At 47.0% G+C, this 19,246-nt stretch carries 18 protein-coding genes and 1 tRNA gene; 4 read left to right on the forward strand and 15 right to left on the reverse strand.

The window, feature by feature from the left end:
• Positions 1 to 320: 320 nt before the first annotated feature.
• The 10 genes from ACOTYB_RS12020 to ACOTYB_RS12065 all read right to left on the reverse strand — a co-directional run bounded on the left by ACOTYB_RS12020 (position 321) and on the right by ACOTYB_RS12065 (position 6,794).
• The gene (locus ACOTYB_RS12020) at positions 321 to 2,189 is read right to left on the reverse strand and encodes a DUF262 domain-containing protein (RefSeq protein ID WP_248250747.1); all 1,869 of its coding nucleotides are present in this window, start codon (positions 2,187 to 2,189) and stop codon (positions 321 to 323) included.
• A 70-nt stretch (positions 2,190 to 2,259) separates the two neighbouring features.
• Positions 2,260 to 2,571: a hypothetical protein gene (locus ACOTYB_RS12025; protein ID WP_000582609.1), complete on the reverse strand. Its 312-nt coding sequence runs from the start codon at positions 2,569 to 2,571 to the stop codon at positions 2,260 to 2,262.
• 58 nt (positions 2,572 to 2,629) lie between these two features.
• Positions 2,630 to 3,343: a helix-turn-helix transcriptional regulator gene (locus tag ACOTYB_RS12030; RefSeq protein ID WP_103142986.1), complete on the reverse strand. Its 714-nt coding sequence runs from the start codon at positions 3,341 to 3,343 to the stop codon at positions 2,630 to 2,632.
• Positions 3,344 to 3,445: 102 nt separating this feature from the next.
• On the reverse strand, positions 3,446 to 4,195 hold the full coding sequence (locus ACOTYB_RS12035; protein WP_032610118.1) for a DUF3944 domain-containing protein: 750 nt from the start codon (positions 4,193 to 4,195) through the stop codon (positions 3,446 to 3,448).
• A 143-nt stretch (positions 4,196 to 4,338) separates the two neighbouring features.
• Complete coding sequence (locus ACOTYB_RS12040) at positions 4,339 to 4,725, reverse strand: hypothetical protein (RefSeq protein WP_223870270.1); 387 nt, start codon at positions 4,723 to 4,725, stop codon at positions 4,339 to 4,341.
• 74 nt (positions 4,726 to 4,799) lie between these two features.
• On the reverse strand, positions 4,800 to 5,030 hold the full coding sequence (locus tag ACOTYB_RS12045) for a DeoR family transcriptional regulator (protein ID WP_193227429.1): 231 nt from the start codon (positions 5,028 to 5,030) through the stop codon (positions 4,800 to 4,802).
• Complete coding sequence (locus ACOTYB_RS12050) at positions 5,018 to 5,482, reverse strand: lecithin retinol acyltransferase family protein (protein WP_033488136.1); 465 nt, start codon at positions 5,480 to 5,482, stop codon at positions 5,018 to 5,020. Before ACOTYB_RS12050 ends, ACOTYB_RS12045 begins: the two co-directional genes overlap by 13 nt.
• 58 nt (positions 5,483 to 5,540) lie before the next feature.
• Complete coding sequence (locus tag ACOTYB_RS12055; RefSeq protein ID WP_152044277.1) at positions 5,541 to 5,969, reverse strand: DUF2787 family protein; 429 nt, start codon at positions 5,967 to 5,969, stop codon at positions 5,541 to 5,543.
• Positions 5,970 to 6,016: 47 nt separating this feature from the next.
• Entirely contained in the window at positions 6,017 to 6,448 is a 432-nt protein-coding gene (locus ACOTYB_RS12060) for a hypothetical protein (RefSeq protein WP_052952423.1), read from the reverse strand.
• On the reverse strand, positions 6,441 to 6,794 hold the full coding sequence (locus tag ACOTYB_RS12065) for a hypothetical protein (RefSeq protein ID WP_023337776.1): 354 nt from the start codon (positions 6,792 to 6,794) through the stop codon (positions 6,441 to 6,443). Before ACOTYB_RS12065 ends, ACOTYB_RS12060 begins: the two co-directional genes overlap by 8 nt.
• A 494-nt stretch (positions 6,795 to 7,288) precedes the next feature.
• Here ACOTYB_RS12065 and ACOTYB_RS12070 point away from each other — a divergent pair, with 494 nt between their 5' ends.
• The 3 genes from ACOTYB_RS12070 (at position 7,289) to ACOTYB_RS12080 (ending at position 11,135) form a co-directional block, all read left to right on the forward strand.
• Positions 7,289 to 8,725, forward strand: coding sequence for a tyrosine-type recombinase/integrase (locus ACOTYB_RS12070; RefSeq protein WP_223863123.1), 1,437 nt, complete (start codon positions 7,289 to 7,291; stop codon positions 8,723 to 8,725).
• Positions 8,726 to 8,786: 61 nt separating this feature from the next.
• A complete protein-coding gene (locus ACOTYB_RS12075; protein WP_220153335.1) occupies positions 8,787 to 10,709 on the forward strand; it encodes a DUF927 domain-containing protein in 1,923 nt (640 codons plus the stop codon).
• Between the two features lie 75 nt (positions 10,710 to 10,784).
• Positions 10,785 to 11,135 (forward strand): hypothetical protein, encoded by a 351-nt coding sequence (locus ACOTYB_RS12080; RefSeq protein WP_032673100.1) that lies wholly within the window; start codon positions 10,785 to 10,787, stop codon positions 11,133 to 11,135.
• 51 nt (positions 11,136 to 11,186) lie between these two features.
• Here ACOTYB_RS12080 and ACOTYB_RS12085 read toward each other — a convergent pair whose 3' ends face one another.
• From ACOTYB_RS12085 to ACOTYB_RS12105, 5 genes are all read right to left on the reverse strand, one after another.
• Complete coding sequence (locus ACOTYB_RS12085; protein WP_032610113.1) at positions 11,187 to 12,374, reverse strand: site-specific integrase; 1,188 nt, start codon at positions 12,372 to 12,374, stop codon at positions 11,187 to 11,189.
• 440 nt (positions 12,375 to 12,814) lie between these two features.
• Complete coding sequence (locus ACOTYB_RS12090) at positions 12,815 to 13,792, reverse strand: hypothetical protein (RefSeq protein ID WP_148731400.1); 978 nt, start codon at positions 13,790 to 13,792, stop codon at positions 12,815 to 12,817.
• Between the two features lie 601 nt (positions 13,793 to 14,393).
• Positions 14,394 to 15,179: a DUF3825 domain-containing protein gene (locus tag ACOTYB_RS12095; protein WP_023337771.1), complete on the reverse strand. Its 786-nt coding sequence runs from the start codon at positions 15,177 to 15,179 to the stop codon at positions 14,394 to 14,396.
• A gap of 772 nt (positions 15,180 to 15,951) precedes the next feature.
• Positions 15,952 to 16,027: transfer RNA gene (locus tag ACOTYB_RS12100), tRNA-Phe, on the reverse strand.
• Positions 16,028 to 16,122: 95 nt separating this feature from the next.
• The gene (locus ACOTYB_RS12105) at positions 16,123 to 16,836 is read right to left on the reverse strand and encodes a DUF554 domain-containing protein (RefSeq protein WP_003862452.1); all 714 of its coding nucleotides are present in this window, start codon (positions 16,834 to 16,836) and stop codon (positions 16,123 to 16,125) included.
• Between the two features lie 181 nt (positions 16,837 to 17,017).
• On the opposite strand from ACOTYB_RS12105, the gene ACOTYB_RS12110 reads away from it, so the two are divergent.
• Positions 17,018 to 19,153, forward strand: coding sequence for an ornithine decarboxylase (locus ACOTYB_RS12110; RefSeq protein ID WP_220153332.1), 2,136 nt, complete (start codon positions 17,018 to 17,020; stop codon positions 19,151 to 19,153).
• Positions 19,154 to 19,246 lie beyond the last annotated feature (93 nt).

The following is a 19,246-nucleotide window of genomic DNA, read 5'->3' on the forward strand; positions in this document are numbered from 1 at the left end:
AGCGATCAGATGTCACCGACAGAATATGAAAACCAGTATTATCAACGGCTCGGAAGTGTCTAAATTATCCGTGGCGATTCAATGGCCCAGATTTGACGGTGTAGCTCTGCACGCTGCTGAAGGCTTGTCATTTTGTATCCTGTTGTATGATTCTTAACTACTTTTATTGGCCCAATTTTATCGCAATTTCATATTGATGACAGGCTTTGTTGACCACTACAGTTTGCCCGATTGTGTAAGCAGCGCTCTTTCAGTCAGGCCAGTAGAAACGTTGTGCTGACGATAAATACTGAAGCCCCAATACTATCGGGGCTGAACGTTCAGTCGGTGAAAATTTCTTCATCCGTATCCATTGTGGATGGTGATGAATCTATTTTTGTTGTAAGAAATACCCGATTCAGCAGTCTTTGCTTCAGGGCGTTTCTTCGCTCATTGTAGAATTCCGGGAAGCGACTGAACTCAATATTGTCATCTGAAACTAACAACATTGATGGCGTATAGTTGTTTGATGAATGAGATAGCCATTGTTTCAGGGAAGTATCCTGTTTACTTATATTCTGAGAATGATTCAGTAAATGAAGATTAGGTATGGTGTCCCAGTGTTCCGGGTTTTCATAAAAGCTGAGGTTCTCTGGTGAGTTCGCAACATAATCTAATTTTTCAAGATATTTCTTTGAGAAGTGATTTCTTGGGTGAAGGTGATCAATATGAAACACCTCGGTCGGATTCATTTCAGGGAACAGAAGATGCAATAGTGCGCGGCAACGACCTTCGCCATATCTGATATCGAGAAGGCTTTCGATGTATTCGTCGTCAAATCTGAGGTCCTTATTCGAGCCTTTATATCTGTCAATAATCTTCTCAAGAGGAAAGTGAATATCTGAAAGACTATTTTTCATTACATCTCTGATGCTCGTGAGTAGCGCATCGGCCTGGCTTCCAAAGATCCCTTTCAGAAGTACCATGTAAAACCACTGGCTAATTACTGAGCGTTCATTGTGGTTCTTATTCAGGAGATTAATCGTTGTATATAATGGATGTCCACTGGTTTGCTTTTTGTAAAGCCAGTAGGCCACAGGAATGACTGCATTTTTAGATATCAAAGACTGTGGATTGATGCCGAATCGCCTGATAAGAATAAAAGTCTCCTTGATACAGGATTTTATTTCAGACCATTGTTGTTGTATCTTACCGACCTCCTCTGAAGTGAAGTTTTTTACTTTGAACCGGACGTCAGAGTCAATAAGCATCAGGCTGGTTTTTAAGAACCAGTCTCTTTCAATATAAAAACCCATTTCATTATTCTGATAAATATTTTTTGTCAGTTCATCCAGTTCTCTTCTGAAATCCCCCTGCCAGTGCGCTACCGCTATTGACATCAGTAAGTCGGAGAACTCAAGTTTTGTCCCCCCGCTGTTCGTGCGGATGAAAACATCCAGCACATGATCAATGTCCTGACTGCTCTCATTGAAGTAGTGGATGATGTTCTCAGTTCTTATTTTTGTATAAAGTCTCAGTAATGTTTTTCTGGAAAATTCACTGGAAATGAGTCCTCTTTTTTCGAGTTCTGGTACGACAACGTTAAATAAAATATCATCAGGAGAATCATGTTGCTCGTATTTGAATATTTCGTGCAGGCAGAACCAGTGATGTTTGTTGTCTGTAAGTGAATCAGTGTATTGCTTGTCGGTCAGGAACCTGAAGTTATACTTCATCATGAGCTCATCGTCTGAATTAAGTGGCGCTGTTAAATCGACGTAAAGCTTTCTTGGCGGCAGGATGCGATCATCCTGTGCCGAAGGCCACCACACCCGGGGCTGTTTATACGCATACGTTCCACACAATCCAATATATAATGATGTGAGACGTTGCTGACCATCAATCACAGCCTTGAAATCATGAAATCCAGCATTTGTTGCTACACAGGGATTTTCTTCATTAAATCGCTGACAGTATTCTTTCAGGAATTCATAGAATTTGTAATCGTTTTTAATACTGGCACTACGGATATCCCACATCATGAAAGAGTTTATCGGGTAGTCTCGCATGATGGAATCAAACAGCAGACATATCTGCCTGCTGCTCCAGACGAACTTCCTCTGAATTGCAGGCAGAAGATAGTGGCGTAAATTAATTGAATCTATCGCTTGTTTTATCGTTATTGCTTTTTCATACTGGCCAGCCATCATAAACCTCATATGTTATATTAGCTGGCCTATTTTAATTTAAAGCGTGTCGGTAGTACAGTCTTTGCACAAACTAATTTATGCAGTGGAAAAGCTGACGGCTCGGTTTGTGTTTTTCATTCGGGTAGACCCGCATTGCGGATGCACAAAGTGATGAAACCTGTCTTGCTATATTTTTACCGAAGTTAACAAGAAGGCCGTGCTTTATTTTTTCACCCTCTGCCCTGATGCTGATGATAAAGCTGAACTGATATACGATTACCTCAATGAGGTCATTGCCAAATGTTATAATGGCGGCGTTGTTTATTTCATGTTCATAATCCCTCAGGTCAGTGTTAAGTCTTGCTGTTGCATCTACAAGTGCGTATTCTTTATCGATAATCATAACTTTCTCACTTATCATGTTAATGTGATTTAATCATCACTAATAATATGTTGTGATTTTAATTACGATTATTCGTCTGTTTACTCCCGTAATGCATTATCTGATGAATAATGTTCATGTGGGGTAAGGCTTCCATAAAGTCAGACTGTTCAATCAGCGAAATGAGTGTGTTATCGATCTCAAACGTTGTATCCGGTATTACCTCAACCAGCCTGATTCGGGACAGGGAGATAACGAACACGCCCGATGACGTACATCCGGCAAGAAACCACTCCGCATGGCTGCAAAGCAGACGATAGGGATGAACGGTATGGCTGACGTTTTCGTCGGTTTTGATACGCACCTTGGTCTGGTTAAGTATGGCGAGCGTAAGTCTGCTGAAATCACCGAACAGCGTGGGTTTCTGGCGCGGCTCCGGAAGCATAATCCTGTAGGGCGAGGGATGCTCCCCGTCAAGCAGAAGGCTCAGCAGTTTGGCGTCCATCGCGGGTAACAGACGGTCAAGATGTAGCAACCTCGCCAGTATCTTCATATCCCGTTCCGTGCGGCGACGAAAGTAATGAGAGGCGAGCTGATACACGCCGTTGCTCTGTTCAATATCAAGGTATGTCAGACGGACGTTGAAATCCCGTCGCAGCGTTCGCGTCGTCACTCCAAATTCCTCTGCCAGCGTCCCGATATGCAGCTTTTCACCCTGAAACAAACGGCTCAGGATGATGGAAAGGCGGGTTGCCAGTCTGTCATGTTCGTTTTCTTGTGTTATCAGCGTCATACATCATTTCCGAATTTAGCCGGGAAATGATGCCAGCAGTAGCGGACAGGATTTGTCCGCCCTCTGAAGTTTTTTAAAGTCTGAATACCTTAAATGTAAGTGCTAAACGTCAGTATTCTCAGGTGAATAAAGATGCTTCTGGCGCATGTAGGCAATAAAAATGCAGGATGGTAGCGTCACCCGGTATGCGGGACCGGCTAAATCAATCAGCAGCCAGAGAGAACTGAGCACCCAGCCCACGGGACCGGCAAAAGCGCCCATGGTACGCGTCAGCATGGCATTTCCTGCAACGGTCAGCCCTCTGCCTAACAGGGCTTTCGCCACACCATTTGTGACAACAAGTGCCATCTGATAGGCCGCAAACCCGGATGTTTTAATCCCCGCCTGGATTGCCATGGTCAGCAGCTCCGGCGTGGGATTGCTGTAGCCTGTCTGCAATTCTTCCGCCACGGTCTTTAGCTGAGCGGGTGTCATCTTCTCAAGGCTTTTCTCCAGGATCTTCATCAGCAGATTCATTTCAATGGTTTCAACACTGGATTTGCTGTTGTAGTTCACCTTCATTTTATCGCAGGCATCGGTAAGGATTTCCCGGTACAGCACCCCTTTACCCCAGCGGAGCAGCGTGGCAAAGCTGTTTGCCCCAAACGTCTGAACCTCGGCGGCAATGGCATCCCAGTAGCGCGGGTGGTTGGGTTTGTGTTTTTTATACTGAGGATCGTAGGTCAGCGTTTCCGTGATGCGTGCCAGTCCGTCTTTCGGATCGCAGATAAGCACAGAAACCAGTAAATCCAGATCGTCACGATGACAGTGGCGCAGAAACTCAAGGTCAGGGTCGTGTCGGTAGGTAGCCATATTTCACCTCATTGCAGATATTGGACCTGACAGTTTAAGGAAGCCCCCGGACAGGGTTTGTCCGCCTGAAAAACAAAAAAGTAAAAAAAAACCTGCCCGAAAGCAGGTTTCTGTTCACCGGATGGAGGTATAACGCGTCGGGATTACTTTCCGCGCCATTCCTTTTCCACTTTATCCGCAAAGGCATCGCACTGCCGGGCATACTCGGGGTTATAGAGCAGCTCCGACTGCGAAAGCTGCATGGCGGTCATGCTGCCGTTACGGGCATTTGATTCGAGCCAGGTTCTGCCATAGGTTTTGTTCATCACCTGAAGTACCTTGTTGAATACCGAGCCGTTGAAGCGGGCATTGAGATTAACGCCTTTTACCTGAAGGCCGCTGTCACTGGTCTGGGTCAGGCGGGTGGAGTACATCGCGCAGAAGGTCGAGTTGGTTATCATCTGAGCGTCAGCCTGCTCGTCGGCGAACGCGCTGTGGCTGAAGGCTGAAAGCAGAATTGTGGCGGTTAACAGTTTTAAAATTTTCATCATGTTCCCTTATGGATTGAAAAGCGGAGACAGCCTGCCATACGGGGTGGTCAGGAGATGTCCGGCAGAGAAAAAAGTCAGGGTTTCAGCGAGGGAGCCAGTCGCCAGCGGTGAGGGCCAGCGGATTCCAGCACAAAGGCCAGTTGAGCGAGGTCCCGTCTTGCGGTCCGGGGAGATACGTCAAACTGCCGGATGATGTAGCGAACAGATATTGTCTGACCGTAAAACAGGGCTATGGTCAGCCGGATAAGCCGTTCTCCCTGTCCGGTGACACGTTGCCTGCAACGGCTGGCTTTCATCGTTGCCATACGCGCCATCGGTCCCCTTTCTGAAAAGAATCGAGGTGTCTGGCAAGCCAGATATCAGGGCACGAATCGCCGGTAACGCAGCGGGCAGTAAACCGGTGGCAGTTAAAGTCGAGCAGGCTGTAGGGATAGTGCTGACCCACTGCCGCCTTTGCCCGTTCAGCGGCCCGCGCACAACCCTGAGGCGTCAAACCCATACAGTCGGTATACACCGAGATAGCGGAGTTCCAGCCATCGAGCCGGTCAAGAAACCCTTTAGCCTTACTTTTGATAACGGTTCCATCGCCATCAAGATGAACAATATCGCCGTTACCCACATAGATACCGCTGTGTGCGGCAAGGCCAAAAAGCAGTTCGCACTGCACGATACCACCGTAAGCCGGTTCATCGACGCAGGAGAGAATGCAGTTATCGATAAATGAATCCACGAAGTTCAGCAGCAGAAGCCGGTACATAACATTCAGTTCCTTACTACGGGGGAGAGGGGGGATGCGGGGGAAACGTAGTGAACACTCAGCTTTCCCACAACGTACGGACCGTGAAAACCCCCATATCGTGGTAAGCCATAAAGTTACTTTCCCACAGCGACCAGAACTCACGGGCGTCGACATGAGAGATATCGCCACAGCGGGAAAGCCACGTGTATTGATGCGTCCAGCTCACATCGACATCTTTTTCAAGTTCAGGCCACGGATACCCTGCATAGTGAAAGTCGGTGACGTAATCGAGCTGCCAGTCTTCTCCGGCAGAGGTGAGGCGTATTTCGACCGGATGCCAGCCGCCCGTTTCCGGTGAGTATTCAGGGTCACGAAAGTTAATGGTTAATCCGGTGATGGGGTGACGATGAGGCGGTTTTTGCGCGACGATATCCAGAAGCATTTGGGTGAATGACCGGGAGACAGGCAGCACATAGCCGCCCTGCAATATTGCGGGTGATGACATAGTGAATATCCTGATTTTGGATTAACGGAACACAGAAAAAGTGAGGATTAGTCCTGACTGAGCGCAGCAAGCTGCGTCATACGATGTTGCCAGTCGGCATAACAACGGTGCATAAAGAGTCTGCTGCTGTCCGCTTCGATAAGGCAGATATCCGGACTTCTGAGCACAGCGGCAAGAAACCCTGCGTTATTGGTGCTGCCCTGACCAAACAGTGGGCGAAATACACGGGACGGAAAGCTGTCTGGCTGCTGTTCCAGAATGGCGTGAATCGCATCAAGCGCTATCCATTCACGGGAGAACAGGCCCCCTTCGCCATTGGCGGTTAAACGCAGGGCAAGGCTTCCGGTTTCATCCTCCTTACCCAGCTCATACGTCAGCAGTCCCTTACTGTGTGGACTGATTTTCTCGGCTTCACCCCTGTAGAACACGGTATAGCTTTCGGTGACGGCGGCTTCGGTAGCGACTTTTTTCTTACTCATGGTTCAGCGCCTCAATCAGGTTCTGGAGTTGAGTGATAACGGTCGTGTCCGGGAACACCAGATAGATACCCTGTCCGTTATCGCAGACGATACCGAGCAGGAGATACCAGCCATCATCAAGTGCGGTGACGTATTCCGGGTTAGCCAGTGCCACTGCCAGCAGCGGGTCTTCGGGGAGAGTGTCGTCGTGGTTGAGATGCCAGAGCAGGGTTCTTGTTTCGTTCCAGAAAGCAGTAAACAGGTCGATATCATCGACGGGGCCAAGAATTTCATTGCTGAGGGCCGCCAGTGCGGAGGCGGGCAGGTTGAGAAGGGGAAGACTGGTGGGTGTCGTGAGCTTGAACATGATTATCTCCATAATGAATTGATTTACATGGAAATAATATGTGCATAAAAAGAGGTTTTTTACGTTCATAGTCGTTGGGGTTGGTGAGCTTTGTGAATGTACAAAATCAAAGCACCCGCAGGTGTAAAATGTGATGATTGTCACAATAATAAAAATTAATGGAGTGTGGTTTTGATTGTTGAAGGGTTGATTTACCCTTAAGTTGGGCTGCATATTGTCAAAATCATCACTTTAATCTATTGATTTAAATAGCATTAATTTTAAATGCCTTATTGGGTTGTTTTTTAGTCGAAAATCGGTGGGGTCTATTACCATTTTCTTATTTCAGGGCCTCAAAAGTTGACTTACTTTGGGCGATGCATCCGGAACACAATTTTTTTATAGGGTTTAACGCTATTTTCCCTTTTCCCTGAGCAGGAGTACTCCTGATGAATCATCATGGTCTTTCTGACTTGAGTATTAAATGTCAATGGGCATGTAAGAGCTGATTTTTCATGGGCTTGAAAGTGATGCCACGAATAAATAAGCTTATCCCATTGTTGGCCGACATATTAAATTACTCATTATCATCTGAATTTTCAGAGGACCATGTACATATTATGAATGTTAATTACCCTTTAAATAAAATAACGCAAGTGCTGGATGAAAAGAGCATCACAGCTGCTCATAAAAATTCCTTCAATGTAGATGTGGAAGCTCAGGGGTATTCCGACTCTGGAGTATCTGATGTTGTAGAATATCCAGGGGTTGCACCTAAAAATACTGGAGGTGTTTTTACTAAAGCCCTTTTTGATGAATATAAAATCCGTGCAGTACAAGCTGCACAAACAATCGAGACCAGCGATAAGAAGTTAACCGGACTTAAGGCAATATTCTATCCATCAGGTCGCATTAAATTTATTGTCCGCAAAAGTATTCGCGGAAAGAATATCTACGTTGCCGTAGGAGGCTACCCGGAAATTTCAATTAAAGATGCAAGGGAGCATGCCTTTAAAATAATTCAGGAGCTCAAGACCGCCGTTGAGGCTTACGGTGAGCGTTTTCTTACTCACAGTAAAATGACGTTTAATGAGCTTGTGGATGAGTATGAGAAAAGCGTACTCAGCACGGGCGTTAAGCGTTCAGCTAACACCGACCTTTCTAAGATCCGTAAATACCTGCGCCCTCTTCTCGGTGACAAAAAGCTGGCAGGTATGACGGAGGCGGATATTCTGAGCTATCTGTATGCTCTCGATCTCAAGCCAGCCACCCGCAACCGCCATCTGGCGCTCATTAAAGCGGTGTTTACCTGGGCTATACGCATGGGATACACCAACCGCTCTCCGGCGCTTTATATCAAAGCGCTGCCTGAAGTGACGTCAGATCGCCGCGCCATGGATGATTCCCAGCTTCAGTGCTGGATGGAAGTGTGTGAGTGCTGGCGTAATGGTAAACCCGATCATGAAGCCCTTGCTCTGCTCATGTTCCTTGCCCTGACGGGACTGCGTCTGGGGGAAACCCGTCATCTTCGCCTTGAGGATGTGGACTGGAGCCGCAAAGTTATCACTCTTCGCCACACCAAAAACGGCAAACTCCGCCGTGTACCGGTATGTGATAAGGCGTTCGTTCTTCTGACAGAACAGCGTCAGCATCTGGGTGATGAAGGCTGGGTATTTCCGGGCAAGGGGACCGACAATCCGGTTGCTGAGCCGCGTCGCCTGCAAAAACGACTTTGTGAGGCTGCGGGTATTCCACCGTTCACCATCCATGAGATGCGTCATACCTTTGCGACAAAGCTCATTGAGAGCGGGGCCGACATTCACACCGTCAAAGACTTACTGGGCCACAGCACGATCAAAGTAACGTCACTTTACTTGCACTCATCACCGGCGCGTTACCACGAAGCCGTTAACCGGGCGATGGCAGATTTGAACCTTGTAAACATGACTTAATGAAAACATTCATAGAGCAGGACATGGCTTATACCGTTATATATTTTACAGGACAGAATTAATGACAATTGAAACTAAAACATTATCAACGCTACCACCTGCGCTTTCACCACTCGCGAAAATTATGTCAAATATGCATCGTGAAAAAACTGACAGGTCAGATGTCAAGAAGCTGCTGAGAAAAGCTTCACAACATAAAGATATCGATCTTTCCGTTATCAACGAAATGGTATTCCGTGAGGGATTGCCGGAGGGTTATGGAGCCAGTGCAGAAGCGCTTTATTCACTCTCAGGTAAGGCCCCGGTACCGTTTACATTTACACCTGTATTTCCTTATGCGAAATGCTTTTCTGCTGATAGTCAGTCTGATATGCAGTTGTTGCTTGTTGCAAGGAATCAGGCTGGAAAGATTATTTCTATTCGTATCAAAATGGATGAACTGTATGCCGATATTGATCGGGTAATGGCCTCTCTCGCTCACAGAGGCGTTGCGATTGATCCTGTTCGTAAAAATGAACTGATTAGATTCATTCTCAAGTGCATGGATATGAAGTTACCGTGTTATCTGGTGACGCCATCTATGGGAATGATCGATAAGAAAGCCGCTTTTTTGCACGGAAAAACCCCTATTTTCTGTGACCTTGACGGATTTGAAAATATTATCCCGGCTTCTGTAAAGCGTATCCCCGAAGGGATTAAGGAATACGGTGAGCTAGATCAGTGGCAGGAACTTATTGCTGAACATGCAAAAGGTGATTATCAAATTTTTGCCATCATGCTCTCTCTTGCATCCCCTTTGCTTGGGCTTGCCGGGCAGGATATTGCTATATTCCATTTCTATGGTCTTTCCACGACAGGAAAAACAATCCTGCTGCAACTGAGTGCATCGTGTCACGGGTATGGAGGAGATGCCGGAAGTAACGGCCCGTCGCTCATTGCCCGGTGGAATGCCACGAGCAACGGTATCGAGAGTCATGCTGCTTTACAATCCGGTACCGTGGTATGTCTTGATGAATTAGGAGCATTTTCTGGAAAAGAGCTTTCCTCCCTGATCTATAACCTGACATCCGGTGTCTCAAAAATTCGTATGGATAAAACGCAGGAGATGCGCGAACCGTTAAGGTGGAACTCGTTCTTTGTGTCTTCCGGCGAGATATCATTTTCCCATAAGCTGCGAGAAAAAAAACAAAACCTGCAGGGCGGTCATGAGCATCGGGTTATCAATCTCCAGATTTTCCCGAAAGATGCCGGAGCCCCTGGAGAGGGGCCGGAAATTATTCGTCAGCATGCTGACAAACTTAAGTCGGGACTTGAGCACTTCTGTGGGACGGCTGGACCCGCTTTTCTCCGTAGTCTGCTTTCTCAGACTGATGAAGAGGGGCTTCCCGTGAGTTATCAATGGTTACATGAATCCGTTAAAGCTAAGGTATCAGAATGTGAAGGCCTGCTTCTGGCTGAGCTGATTGATGAAGGGTATCTCCTGACGGATCTTCAACTCCGTGCGCTTCGACGCTTTTCTTTCGTAATGGCTGTAGGTCTGCTGGCGCAGGAACTGGGTATCTTGCCTTACTCTCCGGAACGAATTGCGACCGCCGTCTGGGAAATAGTTGTTCGTTGGCTGAGTGATACCTCTGTGCAATATAACCCGGTCCAGCAAGCATTGATTGATATTCAGCGTGATCTTGTAAAAAGGGAAGGGGCACATTTCATCGGCCTGAAAGATCGTGAGAGCCGTAAACCCGGAAACCACTGGGGGTATATCCACCATACTAATGAGGATTTTTTAATCTTCGCACCTGTATTTGAAGAGTGGTGCCAGAAACATTCATTAAGCGCTCGAGAAGTCGCTAAGGAGCTGGCATGCCGAAAACTTCTTCGGGTAGAAAGTAAAGGGCATTACAAAAAGCGTCCTCTTACTGGTATGGATAAGTGTTACTACCATATTAAGCGGGAGTTTATCAGTGTTGATTTGAATTTTTCTTAAAGCATTATCTGAATGTAGTTAACTAACTTATCTTTAAACTTATTATTCTGAATAAATTAACAGAAGGGGAACCCCATGACTGAATTCTGCGAATTAAATGAGACTCACTTTTTTCCTGGCGCTATTACAGGCTGTGAAACTATTCGTCCACCATTTACGCTTTATGGTCTTATCATGACGCAGGCTAAATGCAATTTCTATGGTATCTGTAGGGAAGTGACAGACAGTGAGTATCCTGAATTAAAAGCAATGATTAACCGGAATGAAAAGATTCGTTTCTTTGCCAGTTATATTTTCAAAGGTAACGTTCGTTATGATTATCTTGGCGAATTACCAACACTATCAATCGATCAGGCTCGCAATAAAGCCCGATATCTTGCCAGAAGTAATGAGGATGAGACCGCTTATGAATACATCCCATTCTGATTGATGAGTTTACCCTCAAAAAAAGCAGGGGCATTTGCCTCTGCTTTTCAGTTATCGCAAAGAAGGTAGCTGAGCTGTTATCCTTTCCGCCAGAAGTTGGCTGGTGTTTTGTAAGCGCTGAGGATGAAGGTGCGCATAACGCTGTGATGACTGACTACTGCGATGACCTAACTGCGCCTGAACGTCATACAGCGTTCCACCATGGGAAACGATGAGCGCCGCAACCGAATGGCGGCAGGTATGAATACACACTTCTTTGTCGAAAATTCCCGCCCGTCGCACGATACGCTGAAAGGCTTTGACCGGATTGTTCAGCGGCATTCCTTGTTTTTTACCGATAAACAACCACGGATTTCCACGCTGTGTTGGCAGCGTTCTGATTACGTCCATCGCCAGTGAGTTAAGATGAACAATCCGTCCATAGCCATTCTTGGTTTCAGGGAGCCACAGGGTGCGTTTAACCGGGTCAACATGCTCCCACTTAGCCAGACGCAGCTCATCACGACGAAGGCCGGTCAGTAACAGCAGTTTGACATAGCATGCAGCGACGGTGCTGGTATCATCATCGGCGGAGAGAAAAATACGACGAATTTCATCCTCGGTGAAATAGCGCTGTCGGGCGTTGTTCTCCCTGAGAAGCTGTACCACTCTTGCCGGATGGATAGAGGTAATGCCTCGCCTTCCTGCCCAGGTAAATACCGCTTTAACCAGTACGATGACACGATTACAGGTTGCTGCTGACAGTGAAATGCTTAACGTCTGCTGGAGGCGAAGAATCCTGGCTGGTGTGATATCACTCAGTAGCATTAGACCTAAGACGGGACGGATATGATCCCGGTAGCGCTGGAAATCCTTTCCCCAGCTACGTTTTGCAGATTTTGCCCATACCAGATAATGCTGGTTAAAGAGTTCATCGAATGTCATTTCTTGTCTCTTGTTTTCACGTTCCTGCTTAGGGTCAGTTCCGGTGGCAAGTGAGCGTTTATGCTCCATGGAAATCTTACGGGCTAAGGTGACATCTACCTCAGGCCAGTGACCAATAGCTATGGCGCGTTTTCGTCCATGATAGAGGTAGCGGAGCAAAAATTTTTTACGTCCTTCCCCTTTGCTGACCAGACACTTCAGGCCAGAAATCTCGGTATCGCTGTATTCGGCATCGGTGCTGTGTGAATCTGATGTGTTAGGGGGCAGGGATTTAATGAGCTGATTAGTAAAACGGAAGCGTTTCGGGCTGGACATATTACCTCCTGTGACTGGTGTTAAGTACGTCAGGGTTGACCCATCCCCGGCACGGCGTTGTTAATGGCTACATTGATTTTCTGGCGTGGCGAAGGAAATGCTGGTGCTACATGGTATGAGTTAAGACGGGAAATGCAGAAAGAGCAGGCTTTACGGTCTGATTCTGGTCTTGAGGGGAAAGATTGCCGTTGGGGAAGAGCTCACAGAAATAATATGTGTTTAAGTCGGATACAGTTACATGTCATCAGGGCAAGAACAGTTGAATATTCACTGGTTCATCTCATTGGAATATGCGCAAGTCAAACTCGACAAGTGGCGCAGGAATATAATCATGAGAGAACGCACCCACCATAAAATGACATGACTCCGGCTGAATTTATCCGGAGACTGAAAAAAGGCGAATATCTCTGATTTAGCACTTAATTGATTTTAGGACAGAATCAGAGCCTTTCAAATGCAATAATATTATCCAGATAGTTCCCGGCATTAATGGCATTCATGACTTCAGTGCTGTCGTAATAAAAGCCATTAATTAGAAACTCGACACAAAAAGCTCCATCTACCTTTAGCTTATCAATCTTTTCCTGAAAATCCTTTTGTATATAACTTAAAACTGGTGCGTTTAATGCATAATTAACAAAGTTCACAAAAGTAAAACGTTTTAATGTAACTTCTTGTTCATCAAAAAATTGCCGCTTATTAATCCATGTCACTAAATTGCTATCTAAAAATGCATCTTTGTCAGACGCTTTAGGATTCTCAATCTTAAGCAACAATGCACCGTTCTTTGTAGGCACGTGAATTTTAAACTCTTTTCTCTCACCTGCCCGCTCAGGAGGTCTTGTTATATATGAACGCACTGTTAGTTCTAAGCTCACCAGACCAGTCAAAATTTCCTCAAGCGCATCGGTAAGAGTCTGACACCCTAAACGTTGCACTACTCTTTCTAAACAATGTCGGGATATATTGACTACTGAGTGGAATGACTTCTCCTTCGAATGCAAATCAAAAATACATATTACGAGTGAGCCAGGGATAGTCCCAGCATCGTCTAAAGCAACAAAAACATTAACCATACTTTTTTTTTGCTTATGAATCTCATATAAAAGTTTTGATTCTGATTCTTGACATTTTTTCAAGTATTTTTTACTCAACCCAACACAATCGGAGTCATGAACTTTACTTAAAATTCCATAGGAATTGGAATGTATTGCAGGAACATAGCGATGAAAGAAAGGGAAGTGCATTTGTTTTATTTTTTTTAAAATCGCTTCTTCACGTAAGTCACGTGTTTTGAAGTTTTTAAGCTCCCGAGTAATAACATCAATAGTTTTCATTAATTCAGATGCATTGCCTTTCCAGTTCCGCAAATCTCTTTTCACAATGCCTTTTGCTAAAGTTTCATCAATGTAATGCATTATAAAATCCCAGAAGATGACTGCAATTTGAAACTATATCAAAAAAATTCTACCTTTGCCTCACAAGGTACCAAATATTGATAATGCCCAGTAAATTTCGTTTTAGTAAGAATAAAGCATGAGAATCATCAAGCTAAATAGTGTCTTATACTAGATGAATGCCATTTCAGTGAAGTGTTGCAAAACTAGTGAACCGTTTATCTTGAGCCCGTGAGTACCTATGTCTTATAATAGTAGTGTGACCTGCTACCCGTTGATTAATACACCGCGATTTTAGTAATGTCTTCATTATGATCCTGACCCCTGTTATTCCTGATTATGATTGAAGCATATTTGGTGTCAGAATCAATCATTCCGGTATTCTGTTTCTGAATGGGGCAGGATTTTGGGTCTGGGTCAATTAAACAGCATTTTGTTTATCACACAAAGAGCTGTACTCTCCAATGACATGATTATACCTGTCGTTCTACTTTTTTATCGATGGGGAACAGGTCTAATCTGCAAGTAGTCAGTCATTTGAAACTCAAATACCCAAATGAATCCCTGATTAGATAGAATAAAGCCCCAGTTGGGGCTTATCTTAATATAGGCTAGAGTAATCTTAAGGTTCTAACCAATCTCGATCGGGGCGTGCTAGTTGCCGAGCGTTGTTATAGGCCATATCTAGGGTCAAGCAAGTGGATGCTCTGTAGAATCCAGAAAAACGTTCTACTACCAATGCCAGGTCAGCTTTTGAAGCATCTTGTAAAGCCAGAGGAAGTAATAACTGCATAGTGCCTTGATAGTATTGGGGGATTGCAGTTTTGTAATTTCTTTTTGCTCGTTCTTTAGCTGAATCAATTGCACCATTAACGACATTTTGCAGTAAGAAATCACTCATGGACTGCATATTTTTCGGGAATCTGCTTTTATTGTCAGAAATAATGTGGTCAACATTCACTCTCAGATCGAGACGAGTATCGTAGACAAGAACCGAGGGGTCATCAAAGTAATGTGCCATTTCAGGAATGGCTGCAAATTTATTCAGATAGCCTTCCCCTTTTCGACTGAATCGGGAAAAATGCCAATAAGTTTTATGATCTTCAAGCTTATTTTTTTCAAAAAGAATGAATAGAGGCTCTTGCTTTTCTGTAATCAACCCCGTATTCCAGCAAGCGAAGTTCTCATCAGCTGTGATTGCAATCTTTTTTTCCTCTGCAATTCTCTGATAAGTATAAAGCAAGTAATTTTTAAGTATTGGGAATTTAAACGTATCGGTTGTGTTTTTATATCCCCAGTCTTCTGGCTCCGCTAAATTTCTCAGTTCTTCAATGCAATCTTGGAACTTTGGCATTAAAGCAAAGTCATAGAACGAGTTTGGAAATTCATAAGCACTATTTTTAATCATAAATCCCTCTGTTAAATACTTATATGACTCGATGTCGAGTCAACGCGCAAGCATACGACTCCAAAATAGATCAATGAGCGTTCAAAGAAAATAGGTCGATTGCAAATTCCTAGATATCGCAACGTAATGACCAAAACTCCCGATTGATGGGCAAAATTTGAATAGCTACTTTTGCGCCAAAAGTGTGAACCGCTCCTCGTTGATTAAGACACCTCAATGTTAGCCATGCTGTTGTTGGAGTAGTGAACTTCCGCTCCTCGCTCACAGCGGACACTCAGGTTTAACAGTCCAGTACGTTTAGCTTACGGATAAATCATTTTATGATGGCGTGGAGAACGGGTGATTCTGAAAACGGTAAGAAGTGAAAGGGCAAGAAGAGCTTGTTGCTGGTGGACGGACTGGTGAAGATCCCCATGTGAATGGTGGAGGGGATATGCTGCCAGGTTTACCCGTTTGCTATTGGGGATTTACCCACCTTATTCCCCGCGACAAAATCACGTTAAGACCAGCGGATTAAGGCGAAATGATAATTCCCCCGTTTCCCCCGTGTTTTCTACTTTATCATGTATGATCTTAGAGAAAGGTACCGTAGAAAGACCGTAGCTGTGAGGTAAGGAAAGGCACACCAGAGGATGTTGAGGTGTCTAAAAGTAAGGAACATCTGCGAAAATGGCGAGAAATGCAGCAAAAAAATAACGTGTTGCAACGACCAGAAATCTACCGTAGCCAAGAAAGGAAAAAGCCCCGCTTTGCAGCGAGGCCTTATGAATAGTGGTGCCCGGACTCGGAATCGAACCAAGGACACGGGGATTTTCAATCCCCTGCTCTACCGACTGAGCTATCCGGGCAACGGGGCGCATTAAACCCGATCCTCCCTCCGGCGTCAACGAAATTTGTTGCTTTCGGTGCAGACTGCACACTCTCTCACCATTTCGTCGCAAACTTAAGCGAAAAAGTGCGTCCAGAGCGCGGATAGCGGCATCGCGAGCAGGAGGGCAGGGAGCATGTTCACCACTGCAAACATCTTAATGCCACAGATTCGCAGCCCTGTCGCCAGCAGCAACAGGCCGCCGACGGCGGTAAAGTCTGCCATCATCGCTGGTGTTGTCAGCGGCAGGATCAGCGTGGCGCAGGTGGCCAGCGCCAGTTGAATAAGCAACATCGGCACGCAAATCGCGGCGACGGCGATGCCGAGGGTGGTGGCAAAGATGGTGGCAGTAAAGAAATCCAGAAACGCTTTCGCAATCAATATGCTGGGATCGCCGGTCATCCCTTCCTGCATCGAACCGAATATCCCCGTGCCGCTGGCGCAGAACAGAATAATGATCGCAACGTAGTTCTGAATAAACGACTCGTGCGTGCCGTGCTTCGCCTTGCCCGGTCGGGCAATCAGATTTTTGGCTTTGCCTACCGCGTGATTGATGCCCTTTTCCAGATAGCAAAATTCGCCGATCAGTGCGCCGAGCAGCGTCGCCAGTACCATCACCGGCAAGTTGGCGCATTTCACCACTAAAAGGATACCAATCCCTAACGACGCCAGGCCAAAAATGGAGGGCATGGAGACGCGAATACGCTCCGGCAACCGCTGGCTTAATACTGCCCCAAGTACACCGCCCAGCAATACGGCTCCCGCATTGATAAAGGGTCCAATTACCACGTTTAACTCCTGTTATTTAAGCACTGGCATTGCATCATTATGGCATGTTCGTCCCTGATTACGCTTAGCTTTGGGAGGCGTAACGCATACTGATTCCTTCTTGCACCTGAAAATAAAAGGTGACATGATTGCGCGAATTTTCTCCTTCCTGTCTCACCGTTCGGTGAGGGTATTTGCGCCTATGAAAACCATGAAAATTGCCGTCAGCCGCGAGCTGGTATCCAAAGTTTCTACGCATCGCGAAAAGGTTATGCTGGATAACACTGATTTCACCGATGTGGCGGCAGTCGTCATTACGGTTGTTGAAAGCTACAGCGGCATTCTCGCGTTGCTGAAGCGTACGGGCTTTCAGCTACCGGTATTTATGTTCTCAACAGAGCCAGGAGAGGTGCCAGAGGGTGTCACGGCGATCATCTCGGGTAAAGCACAGGAATTGCTGGAACTGGAATCTGCCGCCTGCCGGTATGAAGAGAACCTGCTGCCACCCTTTTTTGGCACCCTGAGCCAGTATGTGGCGATGGGAAACAGCACCTTTGCCTGTCCGGGTCACCAGCACGGCGCCTTTTTCAAAAAACACCCGGCGGGGCGGCAGTTTTACGACTTCTTCGGTGAAAACGTGTTTCGTGCCGATATGTGCAATGCCGACGTGAAGCTCGGTGATTTGCTGATCCACGAAGGTTCTGCCAAGCACGCGCAAAAGTTCGCGGCGAAAGTGTTCAACGCGGATAAAACCTACTTCGTGCTGAACGGCACGTCGGCGGCCAATAAAGTGGTGACCAATGCGCTGCTGACTCGTGGCGATCTGGTGCTGTTCGATCGTAACAACCACAAGTCCAACCATCATGGGGCGCTGATCCAGGCCGGGGCAACGCCTGTCTATCTTGAGGCAGCCCGTAATCCGTTTGGTTTTATCGGCGGGATTGATGAGCACTGCTTTGATGAGGCCTGGCTGCGGGAACTGATCCGTGACGTCGCGCCGCAGAAAGCCGCCGAGGCGCGCCCGTTCCGTCTGGCGATCATTCAGCTCGGCACCTACGATGGCACGATCTACAACGCCCGTCAGGTGATCGACAAGATCGGGCACCTTTGCGACTACATCCTCTTTGACTCCGCCTGGGTCGGCTACGAGCAATTTATCCCGATGATGGCGGAAACGTCTCCGCTTCTGCTGGAACTGAACGAGAACGATCCGGGAATTTTCGTGACCCAGTCGGTCCACAAGCAGCAGGCCGGGTTCTCACAAACGTCGCAGATCCATAAAAAGGATAACCATATTCGCGGTCAGTCGCGCTTCTGCCCACACAAGCGGCTGAACAACGCGTTCATGCTGCATGCCTCCACCAGCCCGTTTTACCCGCTGTTTGCGGCGCTGGACGTGAACGCCAAGATCCACGAGGGCGAAAGCGGACGCAGGCTGTGGGCGGAGTGTGTCGAGTTGGGCATTGAAGCGCGCAAGGCCATCATCGCTAACTGCCATATGATCAAACCGTTTATCCCACCGGTGGTGGCGGGGCGGCCATGGCAGGATCACCCCACGCAGGCCATCGCCAGCGAACGTCGCTTCTTTAGTTTTGAACTGGATGCAAAATGGCACGGTTTTGAAGGCTATGCCCGCGAGCAGTATTTCGTCGATCCGTGCAAGCTGCTGCTGACCACGCCGGGCATTGATGCTGAAACAGGGCACTATACCGATTTCGGCATTCCGGCGACCATTCTCGCCCACTACCTGCGCGAGAACGGCATTGTGCCGGAGAAGTGCGATCTCAACTCCATCCTGTTCCTGCTGACGCCAGCCGAGAGCGCGGAGAAGCTGATGCAGCTGGTGGCGATGCTGGGGCAGTTTGAACAGCATATTGAAGACGACACACCGCTCGCGGATGTGCTTCCGACCATCTATCAGAAATACCCGGTGCGTTACCGCGACTATACGATCCGTCAGCTATGCCAGGAGATGCACGATCTCTACGTCAGCTTTAACGTGAAGGATTTACAGAAGGCGATGTTCCGTCAGGAGAGCCTGCCTGCCGTGGTGATGAACCCCCAGGATGCCAACCAGGAGTACATTCGCGGGAACGTCGAACTGGTGCGTATTCGTGACGCCGAAGGACGCATTGCCGCCGAAGGTGCGCTGCCATACCCGCCGGGCGTTCTGTGCGTGGTGCCGGGGGAAGTCTGGGGTGGAGCAGTACAGCGCTACTTCCTGGCACTGGAAGAGGGCATTAATATGCTGCCGGGTTTCTCCCCAGAGTTGCAGGGCGTTTACAGCGAGAAGGATGCGGACGGGATCAAGCGGCTGTATGGGTACGTATTAAAGTAGGGACCCTCACCCTAACCCTCTCCCCAAAGGGGAGAGGGTATTGCACGGAGCCGTTTTTTCACCCTCGCCCCTTTGGGGAGAGGGCCGGGGTGA

Source organism: Enterobacter cloacae complex sp. IR5450 (assembly GCF_049238665.1).
Classification (GTDB): Bacteria; Pseudomonadota; Gammaproteobacteria; order Enterobacterales; family Enterobacteriaceae; genus Enterobacter; species Enterobacter hormaechei_C.

Coding starts and splice junctions, on each gene's coding strand:
- ACOTYB_RS12020 (WP_248250747.1), bottom strand. CDS start 2,189: ATGATGGCTGGCCAGTATGAAAAAGCAATAACGATAAAACAAGCGATA.
- ACOTYB_RS12025 (WP_000582609.1), bottom strand. CDS start 2,571: ATGATTATCGATAAAGAATACGCACTTGTAGATGCAACAGCAAGACTT.
- ACOTYB_RS12030 (WP_103142986.1), bottom strand. CDS start 3,343: ATGACGCTGATAACACAAGAAAACGAACATGACAGACTGGCAACCCGC.
- ACOTYB_RS12035 (WP_032610118.1), bottom strand. CDS start 4,195: ATGGCTACCTACCGACACGACCCTGACCTTGAGTTTCTGCGCCACTGT.
- ACOTYB_RS12040 (WP_223870270.1), bottom strand. CDS start 4,725: ATGATGAAAATTTTAAAACTGTTAACCGCCACAATTCTGCTTTCAGCC.
- ACOTYB_RS12045 (WP_193227429.1), bottom strand. CDS start 5,030: ATGGCAACGATGAAAGCCAGCCGTTGCAGGCAACGTGTCACCGGACAG.
- ACOTYB_RS12050 (WP_033488136.1), bottom strand. CDS start 5,482: ATGTACCGGCTTCTGCTGCTGAACTTCGTGGATTCATTTATCGATAAC.
- ACOTYB_RS12055 (WP_152044277.1), bottom strand. CDS start 5,969: ATGTCATCACCCGCAATATTGCAGGGCGGCTATGTGCTGCCTGTCTCC.
- ACOTYB_RS12060 (WP_052952423.1), bottom strand. CDS start 6,448: ATGAGTAAGAAAAAAGTCGCTACCGAAGCCGCCGTCACCGAAAGCTAT.
- ACOTYB_RS12065 (WP_023337776.1), bottom strand. CDS start 6,794: ATGTTCAAGCTCACGACACCCACCAGTCTTCCCCTTCTCAACCTGCCC.
- ACOTYB_RS12070 (WP_223863123.1), top strand. CDS start 7,289: ATGGGCTTGAAAGTGATGCCACGAATAAATAAGCTTATCCCATTGTTG.
- ACOTYB_RS12075 (WP_220153335.1), top strand. CDS start 8,787: ATGACAATTGAAACTAAAACATTATCAACGCTACCACCTGCGCTTTCA.
- ACOTYB_RS12080 (WP_032673100.1), top strand. CDS start 10,785: ATGACTGAATTCTGCGAATTAAATGAGACTCACTTTTTTCCTGGCGCT.
- ACOTYB_RS12085 (WP_032610113.1), bottom strand. CDS start 12,374: ATGTCCAGCCCGAAACGCTTCCGTTTTACTAATCAGCTCATTAAATCC.
- ACOTYB_RS12090 (WP_148731400.1), bottom strand. CDS start 13,792: ATGCATTACATTGATGAAACTTTAGCAAAAGGCATTGTGAAAAGAGAT.
- ACOTYB_RS12095 (WP_023337771.1), bottom strand. CDS start 15,179: ATGATTAAAAATAGTGCTTATGAATTTCCAAACTCGTTCTATGACTTT.
- ACOTYB_RS12110 (WP_220153332.1), top strand. CDS start 17,018: ATGAAAACCATGAAAATTGCCGTCAGCCGCGAGCTGGTATCCAAAGTT.